This window comes from Halogeometricum rufum (assembly GCF_900112175.1).
Lineage (GTDB): Archaea > Halobacteriota > Halobacteria > Halobacteriales > Haloferacaceae > Halogeometricum > Halogeometricum rufum.
Window position 1 is genome coordinate 106177 of the sequence record NZ_FOYT01000001.1, and the last position, 11899, is coordinate 118075.

The 11899-nt window shown below is 67.9% G+C and carries 12 protein-coding genes and 1 tRNA gene; 7 read left to right on the top strand and 6 right to left on the bottom strand.

Annotation, left to right across the window (positions count from 1 at the left end; genetic code table 11):
- The first annotated feature begins 752 nt into the window (after window positions 1–752).
- Complete coding sequence (locus BM310_RS00535; protein WP_089803802.1) at window positions 753–1208, top strand: pyridoxamine 5'-phosphate oxidase family protein; 456 nt, start codon at window positions 753–755, stop codon at window positions 1206–1208.
- Window positions 1209–1277: 69 nt separating this feature from the next.
- Window positions 1278–1442, top strand: coding sequence for a hypothetical protein (locus BM310_RS21130; RefSeq protein ID WP_177232494.1), 165 nt, complete (start codon window positions 1278–1280; stop codon window positions 1440–1442).
- Window positions 1443–1495: 53 nt separating this feature from the next.
- Here BM310_RS21130 and BM310_RS00540 read toward each other — a convergent pair.
- Window positions 1496–1568 (bottom strand) — tRNA-Gln (locus tag BM310_RS00540).
- Between the two features lie 133 nt (window positions 1569–1701).
- On the opposite strand from BM310_RS00540, the gene BM310_RS00545 reads away from it, so the two are divergent.
- Window positions 1702–2280 carry an IMP cyclohydrolase gene (locus BM310_RS00545; protein ID WP_089803803.1) on the top strand — a complete coding sequence of 193 codons (579 nt, stop codon included), beginning with the start codon at window positions 1702–1704 and terminating at the stop codon, window positions 2278–2280.
- 7 nt (window positions 2281–2287) lie between these two features.
- Here BM310_RS00545 and BM310_RS00550 read toward each other — a convergent pair whose 3' ends face one another.
- Window positions 2288–3502, bottom strand: a complete 1215-nt coding sequence (locus BM310_RS00550; protein WP_089803804.1) for an MFS transporter — start codon at window positions 3500–3502, stop codon at window positions 2288–2290.
- 129 nt (window positions 3503–3631) lie between these two features.
- Between BM310_RS00550 and BM310_RS00555 the strand changes: the two genes are divergently transcribed.
- Window positions 3632–4291 carry a metallophosphoesterase family protein gene (locus BM310_RS00555; protein WP_089803805.1) on the top strand — a complete coding sequence of 220 codons (660 nt, stop codon included), beginning with the start codon at window positions 3632–3634 and terminating at the stop codon, window positions 4289–4291.
- Between the two features lie 32 nt (window positions 4292–4323).
- On the opposite strand, the gene BM310_RS00560 is transcribed toward BM310_RS00555, so the two are convergent.
- Window positions 4324–5118, bottom strand: a complete 795-nt coding sequence (locus tag BM310_RS00560; protein ID WP_089806900.1) for a 2-oxo acid dehydrogenase subunit E2 — start codon at window positions 5116–5118, stop codon at window positions 4324–4326.
- A 64-nt stretch (window positions 5119–5182) separates the two neighbouring features.
- A complete protein-coding gene (locus BM310_RS00565) occupies window positions 5183–6544 on the bottom strand; it encodes a tryptophanase (protein WP_089803806.1) in 1362 nt (453 codons plus the stop codon).
- 199 nt (window positions 6545–6743) lie between these two features.
- Between BM310_RS00565 and BM310_RS00570 the strand changes: the two genes are divergently transcribed.
- On the top strand, window positions 6744–7247 hold the full coding sequence (locus BM310_RS00570; protein ID WP_089803807.1) for an acyl-CoA thioesterase: 504 nt from the start codon (window positions 6744–6746) through the stop codon (window positions 7245–7247).
- Window positions 7248–7301: 54 nt separating this feature from the next.
- Here the strand turns inward: BM310_RS00570 and BM310_RS00575 are convergent, their stop codons facing one another.
- The gene (locus tag BM310_RS00575) at window positions 7302–8480 is read right to left on the bottom strand and encodes an aspartate kinase (RefSeq protein ID WP_089803808.1); all 1179 of its coding nucleotides are present in this window, start codon (window positions 8478–8480) and stop codon (window positions 7302–7304) included.
- Window positions 8481–8691: 211 nt separating this feature from the next.
- Here BM310_RS00575 and BM310_RS00580 point away from each other — a divergent pair, with 211 nt between their 5' ends.
- A complete protein-coding gene (locus BM310_RS00580) occupies window positions 8692–9123 on the top strand; it encodes a hypothetical protein (RefSeq protein WP_089803809.1) in 432 nt (143 codons plus the stop codon).
- Between the two features lie 79 nt (window positions 9124–9202).
- On the opposite strand, the gene BM310_RS00585 is transcribed toward BM310_RS00580, so the two are convergent.
- A complete protein-coding gene (locus BM310_RS00585) occupies window positions 9203–10810 on the bottom strand; it encodes a DNA-directed DNA polymerase II small subunit (RefSeq protein ID WP_089803810.1) in 1608 nt (535 codons plus the stop codon).
- Window positions 10811–10953: 143 nt separating this feature from the next.
- Here BM310_RS00585 and BM310_RS00590 point away from each other — a divergent pair, with 143 nt between their 5' ends.
- Window positions 10954–11778 (top strand): S26 family signal peptidase, encoded by an 825-nt coding sequence (locus tag BM310_RS00590; protein ID WP_245778407.1) that lies wholly within the window; start codon window positions 10954–10956, stop codon window positions 11776–11778.
- Window positions 11779–11899 lie beyond the last annotated feature (121 nt).

Sequence of the window (11899 nt, forward strand, 5' to 3'; positions counted from 1 at the left end):
GAACCCCTTCGTTTCGTGTGGAGAATCCGAGCCGTCGCTCGCGGCCGATACCCCTTCGTTTCGACTGGAGAACGGGAGACTGCGCGTGTGTTCGGCGTCGAGACGAAACGCGAGGACGGCGACGCCGAACCGAACTGGGGATTACCGACTAACGGGAGCGGGGACTAAAACGATTCGAATCGAGAGCGCCGGTGGCGGTCCGACGGCGACCGGTTCGACGGTGACCAGTTCGGCGGGGGTCGACGGTGTTCGCTTCGACGGCAGTCGACGTCGCGACCCGTCGGCTTGTATTCACAGTCAATACCCTACGTCGGCGGCGGCGGAACGACCGGACGCCCCGTTGGACGGGGCCCCTCACGGCTCTGGAGGGTGATCCCCGCGTGTTCTCGTCCGCGGGCACTTCCGCGCCGGAGCGACCGGCGCACGTGGCGACGCGCTTCTCACACCGGTTAGCCGGTCCATACTTGTATGGGAGACGCGAGTAGGTCGGCCCGATGGCCCCACACGCCGTCGAATCTCGCGTCTGCCTCGACTGTGCTCGCGACGACCTCGCGCGGGAAGACGAGGTCCTCGAACGCTGCCCCGACTGCGGCGGACCGATTCGATAGCCCGGGCGGTCGGCGCACGCATCCGCGGCGTGGGGGGAGCCTGCGCGATTCGCCGGGACGAACGTCGAACAGTCTCCGTTCGGAGACTGTCAACCGGCTGAACGGACGGTAGTCGTTATTCCTCTGGACCGAATACTGTCACCTATGGAAGAATTCCGCTGGACGCGGCTGACGGACGACGAAGTGGACGCGTTCCTCGGCGACGGCGGCACGGGGACGATATCGTTCGCGACGGACGCCGGGGACCCGCCGTTCACGCTCCCCGTCTCCTACGGCTACGACGAGGCGTCGGGCAGTCTCTACTTCCGACTCGCCTTTCCGCCGGGGACCGGGAAGGACGACGTCGTGGAGAACCCCCTCTCGTTCGTCGTCCACGACCGGACGGGCGACGGGTGGCAGAGCGTGGTCGCGGCGGGGGAACTGGAGGAACTGTCCGACCTGCCGTACGAGTCGAGCGCGGTGCAGGCGATGTGGGCCGTGAGCATCCCCAAAGTCGACATCTTCGACGTCCCGCCCGGAGACATCACGTTCCGGTACTTCCGACTCGTCCCCGACGAACTGTCCGGGCGGAAGGCGGTCGGTGACGAGTTCGACGACTGACGCCGGACGGCGGGCGTCGGGTGCCGGGCGTCGGGTCCCGCTTTTGGTCGCGCGGCCCCTAGGAGGGTCGTGCTCAGACCGAGGTTCTTCGCCTGCGACCGGTGCGACACCGTCTTCGCGGACCCGGAGCGACCGCCGTACTGCGATTCCTGCGGCGAGCCGTCGCTCACGGAGATAACGCGGGCCTTGCAGGCCGACCGGTACTTCACGCGGGCGGACGAGCGTCGTCGGTGACGGTAGCCGTCCGTCGACGGCGTGAACGCTCGACGGTGAGAGTTCGAGAGAAGTAGTCCCACCAGGATTCGAACCTGGGTCGTTGCCCCCAGAAGGCAACAGGATTGGCCACTACCCCATGGGACTTCGGTCGCACCAGTTCGTAACGCGGGAGCCTTTGTAAGCGTTGCGCGTTCGGAGCGCCGTGCCACGCACCGGCATACAGGACGAACGTGCACAATCCACCACCTATTTATCGTCAGTCTATGCACTCACGTGTATGTACGTCGGACGGTTCATCGTCGTCGGTCCCGACTTCGCAGCGTATCGCGTCTCATCCCGGTCGTTCCCCAACCGTCGAGTCGTCGAACGCGACGGGACGCTCACCGTCGCGCCGACGCCGGACGCGCCGGAGACGGACAACCCCTACATCGCCTACAACTGCGTCCGCGAGGGCGGTGAGGGCGTCGTCGTCGGCAACGGGTCGCACGTCGACCCCATCGCGGAGAAGTTGGACCTCGGCTACCCCGCCCGCGACGCCCTCGCCGAGTCGTTGCTCGCACTCGACTACGAGAAGGACGACTACGACACGCCGCGTATCGCCGGTGTGGTGGGCGAGGAGTCGTACGTCGGCATCGTCCGCAAGGACGCCCTCCTCGTCCGCCCCGTCGCGGAGAACCCGATGCTCGTCGCCACCTACGAGGAGGACGACCCCGCGGTGGTCGTGTTCGACGGCGAGGGGTCGCCCGCGGACCTCGCCGAACGCGCCTACGAGATGGACTACGAACACGCCGTCTGCGCCGCCGGCGTCACCTACGACGACGGCGACGTGAGCGTCGGCTTCTACAACGGCGAGTAGTCGGGCGTCAGTCCGACTGCGCCGACGTCGGCAGTCTGAGCGTGAGGAGGACGACGACGACCAGCACCGCGGCCAACAGCAGGTAGCCCTCGTCGAAGTAGCCGCGGTCCGCGATGCCGCCGAACAGCACCGGCCCCGCCGCGCCCAGCGTCGCGACGGAGGTGCGGACGACGCCGAGACCGGTGCCGCGGACGTCCTCGGAGAACGCCTCCGAGAGGAACGACTGCGTGATGGCGCCCGACCCGAGCATCGTGCTCACGACGGCGGTGACGGCGGCGAGCGACCAGAACCCCTCGACGAACGGGAGCAGTGCGAGGCCGACGATGGGTCCGACGAGGACGGCGACGAGGGCGTTCCGCATGCCGATTCGGTCGTAGGCCGCCCCCGCGAGCGGTTTGACGAGGACACCGACGGCGAAGAACCCGCTGAACAGCAGCCCGGCGGCCGACGACGAGAGTTCCTTGACTTCGACGAGGTACGTCGGGTACAGCCCGGTGAACGACTGCCAGATGAGGATGTACAGAAACAGGATGAACGAGACGAACAGCAGGTTCGAGCCGCGGAGGTCGGCGACCACGTCGCGAAGGCCCGCGGACGGGGCCGGGTCGGCCGCGTCGTCGGCGTCGGGAGCCGACGGGAGCGTCGCCCAGACGAACAGTCCGGCGACGAGGAGGAGCGGAACGATGAACAGCAGGCCCGCCTGCCAGACGAACGCCGCCGCGAGTACCCCCGCGACGGGCGGAAGTACCGTCTGCCCGAGGTCGCCAGTCGCCATCGTCACGCCGAGCGCGCTCCCGATGCGGTCGGGGTAGATGTCCGAGAGGATGGTGATGCGCGCGATGGGGTAGAGCGACTGGCCGAGTCCGACCAGTCCGGTCGCGGCGAACAGGACGAGGGCCGTCGGAGCGGTCACGACGACCACGAGCGCCGCCGCGACGACGACAGCGCCGGCGGTCATCACCGACCGCTCGCTGTACCGGTCCGCGAGGACGCCCCCGGGCAACTGTCCGACGGCCGAACCGAGCCACAGCACCGTCACCAAGAAGCCGGCGACGGTGAGGCTGATGTCGAACGACTCGCGGAGGTAGGGGAGCAACACGGGGTAGACCATCCGCGCTCCGAGCAGTATCCCCCACCCGCCCGCGATGGCGACGAGCGACGGCCCCCGCCCGTCCGCCCACAGCGCCTTCGCCTCTCGTACGACGGACTGGAGGACGCGCATGCGACGATAGTCCGTGCTACCCGGAGTCCGGTGATAAGTATTCACGTACCCGTGGTTCTCACCGGCTGTTCCGGACGGGACGACGCCGCGCCCACGGCCGTTTTGGGCGTCGCGTGCGTAGCCCCGAGCATGCGAGTCGCCGTCATCTCGGACGTGCACGCGAACCGGGTCGCACTCGACGCCGTCCTCGACGACGTACCCGACGTGGACGCGACGGTCTGTGCGGGCGACGTGGTCGGGTACAACCCGTGGCCCGCCGAGTGCGTCGCCGCGCTCCGCGACCGAGACGTGCCGACGGTGATGGGCAACCACGACAGGGCCGTCGCCTCGGACTCGACGTTCCGGTTCAACAGCATGGCCGCCGCGGGCGTCGAGTACGCTCGCGCGGAACTGGACGACGACGCCCTGTCGTGGCTCTCCGCCCTCCCGGACGAACGCACGGAACTGGACGGCCGGGTCAGACTCGTCCACGACCACCCGTGGATTCAGGACAAGTACACCTACCCCGAGGAGTTCCACGCGGACTTCCTCGACGACGAGGACGTCCTCGTGTTGGGGCACACGCACGTGCAGGATCACCGCGTGTTCGACGAGGGAATCGTGATGAACCCCGGGAGCGTCGGCCAACCCCGCGACGGCGACCACCGCGCGGCCTACGCGATACTGGACTTAGACGACCTCTCGGTCGAGGAACGGCGCGTCGACTACGACATCGAGGCGGTCGTGGAGGCGGTCGAGGAGGCCGGCCTCCCCGAGCGAATCGGGACGCGGTTGTACGACGGACGATAGCGACGACGGACGATAGCGACGGCGACGGACCGCTACGACTCGTCGGCAGGTAATTCGAGGCCGTGAGCGCCCTCGACGAGTTCGCGCAGGCGTTCGACGAACCGGGCCGCGGGCGCGCCGTCGACGACGTCGTGGTCCACGGTCACCGTGAGGTGGAGGAACTCCCGCGGTTCGAGTTCACCGTCGACGTACCGTGGCTTCTCGGAGATGCCGCCGACCGTCAACTGGAGCGGGTAGTTCGTCGGCGTGACGCCCCACCCGCCGCCCGACCCGAACATCCCCACCGACGTGACGCCGACGGTTCCGGCGACCCGCTTCCACAGACGCGGGGACCACCGCGGGAGACGGTAGAACTGTCGGCGCACGACGCCCGGGAGTCGCTCCGAGAGCGAGAGCAACGACGACCAGCCGGTGGACGGCCGTGAGCGCTGTGCGGCCCGAATCTCTCGATGGACGGACGCGAGCGACCGGTCGTTCACGCGCCTGAGAACTCGCGGAACACCCAGTTTCTCCCCGTCCACCGTCGTCTCCACGACGACCATCACGTCCACGTCTTCGAACCCGACGAGTCGCCCGCGCCAGTCGAGGTATCGCTGGACGTTCGGGTGGTCGCGAACCGCCCGCCCGAGGCAGTGGACGAGGAACGCCGTGAACGACGTGCGAGTTCCGGTCGCGTCCGCGGCGTCGTCGATTCGTCGCCGCGCCTCGGTCACGTCGAACTCGACGAGTCCGTGGACGTCGTTTCGCCTCCCGGCCATCCGCATCGCGTCGACCACCGTTCGTCGACCGACGGGGAACGGTTCGGTTCGACTGCCATCGCCGTTCATGTCCGACTGTTGGGGGACGGACAGCATACGTCCAGCGGAGGGGGCGGGTGGAAGGCGGTGGCCGTCAGTCCGCCGTCGACGACGCCTCGGTCGGTTCGAGGCGCGCCGAGAAGTGTCGGAGTTCGCGCATCGACGGTTCCTCGACGATTTCGAGGCCGCCGTAGGATTCGGCCGACTCCTTCACCGCGGCGGCCGTCTCCGCGACGTGTTCGAGGTGTTCGCGGGAGTACGTCCGGCGCGGGAGGGCGAGTCGCACGAGGTCCGGTCGGTCGGTTCCGGGGAAGGCGAACCCGCCGAGTTCGACGCCGCGGACGCCGCCCTCCAGATACAGGGCGCAGACGAGTTCCTGCCCGGGGAACTGCTCTTTCGGGACGTGCGGGAGGACGGACTCGGCGTCGACGTAGACGGCGTGGCCGCCGGTGGGTTCGTAGACGGGGACGCCGGCGTCGGTGAGCAGACGGCCGAGTTCGGCCACCTGTTCGACCCGTTCTTCCACGTACGGCGGTTCGACGGCCTCGCGGAGGCCGACGGCCATCGCCGCCACGTCGCGTCCGGCGAGGCCGCCGTAGGTGGGGAAGCCCTCGTAGAGGATGCCGCGTTGCTTGGCCGCCTCGAACAGGTCGGGGTCGTCCATCGCGGCGAAGCCGCCGATGTTGACGAGGGCGTCCTTCTTCCCCGACATCGTCACCGCGTCGGCGTAGGAGAGTTGCTCGCGGGCCACGTCGGCGACGGAGGCGTCCGCGAACTCCGCCTCGCGTTCGCGGACGAAGTGTGCGTTCTCGGCGAACCGGCAGGCGTCGACGACGAACGTGGCGTCTATCTCGTCGGCGAAAGCGGCCACCTCGCGGGTGTTCTCGACGCTGACGGGTTGACCGGCGACGGAGTTGTTCGTGATGGTCTGGACGACGACCGGAATCGACTCCGCGCCGACTTCCTCGACGAGTTCCCACCCCTTCTCCAGGTCGAAGTTCCCCTTGAACGGGTGGTCGGCGTCGGGGTCGGTCGCGAGTTCGTGCGGACAGTCCACGGGGTCGGCCCCCTGGTTGGCGACGTGGGCGCGCGTCGTGTCGAAGTGGGCGTTGTTCGGCACCACGTCGCCCTCCTCGACGAGGACGCCGTAGACGACGTTCTCCGCGCCGCGGCCCTGATGCGTGGGGACGACGTGGTCGAACCCCATCACGTCGCGGACGGCCTTGCGGAGTTCGTCGAAGCTTCGACTGCCGGCGTAGGCCTCGTCGCCGCGCATCATCGCGGCCCACTGGTCGGCGCTCATCGTGCCGGTGCCGGAGTCCGTCAGGAGGTCGACGTAGACGTCTTCGGCGTCGAGATTGAACGCGTTGTACCCCGCCGCCTCGAGTGCCGCCTCGCGGTCCTCGCGCGAGGGGAGGTGGATGGGTTCGACCATCTTCGCCTTGTAGGAGCGCATGGAGGCACGGACGCCGGCCGGCGTGAAGGTCGTTCCCGACGATAATCGGGAGCGGACGGCCAGTTCGGGGGAACGATGCACGAACTCGTCCGTCGTCGTCCGAAGCCGACGACCGACGGGGGAAGGCGACAGTTGTGAAATCTCAGTTTCAATAGAACAAATGAGATAGCGTTTTGTGCGGGCGGGGGCTGGCACCCGTATGGCGACCCAACGAACGGACGGCGAGGCGGTGTCGCTACGGGAGTCGTTCACGGAGATGAGCGAGATACTGATGCCGAACGACACGAACAACCTCGGACGCGCCCTCGGCGGGACGGTGCTCCACTGGATGGACATCTGTGGGGCCATCGCCGCCCGTCGGTTCTCGAAGCGACAGGTCGTCACGGCGTCGATGGACCACGTCGACTTCCTCGCGCCGATCGAACTCGGCGACGTCGTCACCGTCACGGGCTACGTGTTCGACACCGGGCGGACGAGTATGGACGTGCACGTGGCCGTTCGGGCGGAACGGCCGAGCGACGGCGTGCGGCGTGAGACTGCGAGTTCGTTCTTCAGTTTCGTCGCCCTCGACGAGACGGAGTCGCCCGCCGCCGTCCCGACGCTTCGGTGTCCGTCGGCGTCACAGACAGGGCTCCGGGACGAGGCGCTCGAACGCCGGAACCGTCGCCGCGCGGAACTGGCCGACGAACTCGGCGGGGAGTGACCGGGAACGGGCGGCGGGCGTCGAGAACGATGCAGACGGCGGCGCGAACGGCGCTCAGAACTCCTCTTGGACGATCTTCAGCGTCTCCTCGCGGTCGTCCCACGCGACGAAGATGGCGACGGAGGTGGCGGAGGTGATGACGTCGTGGATGTTGATGCCCGCCTCCGAGACGGGTTGGACGATGTCGAGCATGACGCCGGGGCGGTTCGGCAGTTCGCCGCCCGTGACGCGAATGACCGCGATGTCGTCGTCGACGGTGACCGACGAGAGCGACGGTTCGTCCACGACCTTCTCGTGCAGGAGGTTCTCGGCCTCCTCGGCGAGGTCCTCGCTGACGTAGAACGTCACAGAGTCCATCCCGGAGGCGACGGCGTCGACGTTCACGTCGTGTTCGCGGAGCGCCTGCGAGAGGTCCGCGAGGATGCCCGGCCGGTTTCGGATGGAGCGACCGGCGACGGTGACGCAGGCGAGGGGGTTCTCCTGCATGTCGATGAGGTTCTGGAACTCGCCCTCGATGAGGGTGCCGCCGGTCAGGAGGTCACCGTGCTGGTAGTGGACGACTCGGACGGCCAGGTCGTCGTCCTTGTACGAGAGCGCGGAGGGGGCGACGACTTCGGCCCCGCGGAACGAGAGGTTCCGGAGTTCGTCGACGGTGATGCGACCGACGTTCCGCGCGCCCTCGACCACGTGGGGGTCGCCGGTCATGACGCCCTCGACGTCGGTGACGATGACGACTTCGTCGGCGTCCATGTAGCGACCGAGCATGACGGCCGTCGTGTCGGACCCGCCGCGGCCGAGCGTGGTTATCTCGCCGTCGTGGTTCTGCGCGAGAAAGCCCGTGACGACGGGGACTACGCCGTCGAGTCCGGCGGCGAGTTCGGCGGCGCGTCGTTTCGTCTCCTCGACGTCGACTTCGCCGACGTCGTCCGTGATGACCGGCCACGCCTCGGAGCCGGGTTCGACGAACAGCGCGTTCACGCCGCGGGCGGCCAGCGCCGCCTTCAGCATCCGGACGCTCGTCCGTTCGCCCATCGAGACGATTTCGGCGCGGTCGCGGTCGTCCGCCTCGAACTGTATCTCGTCCAGCAGGTCGTCCGTCGTGTTCCCCATCGCGGAGGCGACGACGGCTATCTCGTGTCCCTGTTCGACCGCGGCGGCGATGGAGTCCGCCGCGCGGTTGATGCGGTCACCGCTGCCGAGGGAGGTCCCCCCGAACTTCGCGACTACTCGCACGGTCGTTCCTCCGGTCGATTCGGGCAGCGAGACTGGTGCGTAGGCATTGCCGGGGGTAGCGCAGGACCGCGTATAACTGTGTCTCCCCCTTCAACCGTTGCCGACGCCGACAGTCCGGAGGTCGTGAAGCAGTCGGGTCGAACACGGCCGACTGCGCTGGAACCGACCGTCCGAGAGTTGTCTTTATCCGTGCAGGGTGGTAACGCACGGTATGGACGCGGAGGTACGTGACGCCCTGGAGACCGACGCCGAATCGTTGGCCGCCATCGCCGACGTTCCGACAGACGTGATGCGAAACGTCGTCCACGACCGCACGGTCCGCGTCGCGGAACGACACCGCGAGACGACGGACCCGAACGCCGACGCCGACTCGGCCGACGCGGAACTGCTCGGCTTCGTCGCCTTCGACGTGCGCGGGGGGACGGTCCACGTGACCCAGATCGGCGGGTCGGCCGAGGCGGTCGAACGACTCCTCGGCGAACCCGTCCGGTTCGCCTCGAACGAACGGTTCGACGTGGAGTTTCTCGCTCCGATGTCGGAGACGGAGGTTCAGGAGGCCGCCGAACGCGCCGGCTTCGACCGAGTCGGCGACGGTCCTCGGTTTCTGGGCGAGGAGACGGTGAAGTTCCGGATGGACCCCTGACCGGCGACGGAGACGCGGTCGGCGTCGCTCGAACGGGCCTCGGGAGAACGTTCAGACGGTCAGGAGAACGTTCGGACAGTCAGGAGAACTTGCGGACGGTCATGTCTAAGGTGTCGAGGTCCACGATGGGGGCGTAGCCCGAGTCGGGGTCGATGTTGACGGACTTCTGGAAGTCGGTCTGCGCCTGCCAGCACCCGGAGTTGACGGCGAGGACGTTGTGGTACTTCCCCCAGCCGAGTTTGTGGACGTGACCGGTGTGGAAGATGTCGGGCACCTCCTCCATGACGAGGTAGTCCTGCTTCTCGGGTGCGAGACGTGTGTGACCGCCGTACTGCGGGGCGACGTGCCGCTTCTTCAGCAGTTGGTACATCGCCTTGTGCGGGTCGTCGTAACTCGCCGACTCGGCGGGGAGTTCGGCGATGACCTCGTCCAGGGAGACGCCGTGGTACATCAGCACGTTCACCCCTTCGAGGGTGACGGTGGAGGGGTTGCTGGTGATGCGCGCGTCGTGGACGTCCATGATGTCGCGGAGTTCCTCGTCGAAGCCGGGTTGAGGTTCCGCCAGTCGCACCGCGTCGTGGTTCCCCGGAATCATCACTATCTCGATGTCACCCGGTACCTCCTTGAGGTGTTCCGAGAACTGCTCGTACTGGTCGTAGATGTCGACGATGTCCAACTCCTCGTCCTGATTCGGGTAGACGCCGACGCCCTCGACCATGTCGCCGGCGACGAGGAGGTACTCGACGCGTTCGGCCTCCTCGGTGTGGAGCCAGTCTGCGAAGCGGTGCCACGCGTCCGCCATGAACTCCTGGCTGCCGACGTGGACGTCCGAGATGAGGGCGGCCTGCACGTGTCTGTCCGCCGTGTTCGGCCGGTACGTCCGCGGCACGTCGGGCCAATGCATCGAGTCGACGAACATGATGCCCGCGTCGTCCGATAGCGTTCCCTCGACGGCGATGCACTCGTCCATCAGGAGTTCGTCCACGCCGGCGGCGAAGTCGCGGTCCTTCATCACGAGACAGGGGAACGTCCCCGTCGTGTCCTCCAGTTCGACCAGCCAGTGACCGCTGGCGGTCGACCGGATGTCGTTGACGAGTCCGACCATCGCGGCGTCGCTCCCGCCGGACATCGACTGGATGGCCTCGGCCGGCCGGTGGTTCACCCGGCCGCGGAGTTGCCGCGAGAGTTTCTCGTAGCGGTCCTTGAACACCTTCACGAAGTCGGCGTACTCGCCGGTCCCGGTACTCTGTCCGGTCATGTCGCCCGTGATGGACAGCGACCGGAGCGACGGGTCGGACCGACGACCGCTCGGTGACTCCGTCGTTTCGGGTGGAGCTGAATCGGCCGCTGTTCCCTCGACTGCGGTCGAATCTCCAGTCGAAGTGGAGGGGTCTACGGAGGGTTCCGCAGAGGACTCTGTGGACGGGTCGCCGGCGGCGCGTTCGGAGGCGGCGGGCGAGTCGGGTGTGGAGACGGGCGCGTCGGTGGCGTTCGGGCCGCCGTCGAGGACGGCGCGGACGTCGTCGGCCGTGACGCGGAACGCGTCGGCACCGGCGTGTTCCACCGCCCGCGCGAGCGTCGTCTCGGGGTCGGCCGCGCCCGCGATGAGCGTCACGGCCTCCCGTTCGGCGTTGTAGCCGTGACGAGCGAGTTCGCGGACGACCAGCGTCGGCGTCTCCAGAGGCACACCGGTCGAAGGACGACGCCGAAGAAAAGCATATTGAAAGTCGAGGCGGCGCGAGGCGAGGGAACGCGACGGGCGAACCCGACCGACAGGCGAGGTGGTCGTTCCCAGAAGGTTGAAACTGGGCGACGGCGAAAGCAGGGTAGATGAACGACGACCAGGGCGAGACGGACGTCGGCGACGACGCCCCTCGCCCGGAACCCGACGCGACGAGCACCGAGTCGTCGGACACGCCCCTCCACCGGTTCCTCCACGCACAGGACGGCATCCTCCTGTTCGTCCGCGAAGTGCTGGTCAGCGTGTCGGCCGTCGTCGCACTCGGACTCGTCCTCTACACCATCAGCGGCGTCTGGCCGCCGATGGTCGCCGTCGAGAGCGGCAGCATGGAACCGCACATGCACCGCGGTGACCTCGTGTTCATCACCGCGCCCGACCGCTTCTCGCCCGACTACGCCCTCGACGACACGGGCGTCGTGACGGCCGACGTGGGAAGCCAGCGCGGTCACGCGTCGTTCGGCGGCGCGGGGTCGGTCGTCGTCTTCGACCCGCCGTCCAGATACGGGTCCCCCATCATCCACCGCGCGCACTTCTACGTCGAGGAGGGGGAGAACTGGTACGGCGAGACCGACCCCGACTACGTCAACGCCGAGAACTGCGAGCAGTTACAGTACTGTCCCGCACCGCACGCGGGGTTCATCACGAAGGGCGACGCGAACGCTCGCTACGACCAGGCCAGCGGTATCGCCGAACCCGTCAAGACCGAGTGGATAGACGGCGTCGCGCACCTCCGCGTGCCCTACCTCGGGTACGTTCGACTCGAACTGGCGGGGGCGTTCGTTCCGACGCCGGTGGCGGCCGACGCTCCGGTCGAATCACCCGACCGAGCGGTGAACGCGTCCGCGACGGTCGCCGACGCGACGGCTGGACCCCCGGACTTCGAGTCCACCAGACGGACCGTCTCGGTTGCGTAACTGTCGCGGATCTGTCGGATAGGTGTCGATTTCTGCGCCGAGCGAACCGGTTCGAGAGCGGTGGCTGAGAACGGAGTCGAGGATCGAGGAACCGGGTGCCGGTTCGAGTCGAACCGACGCC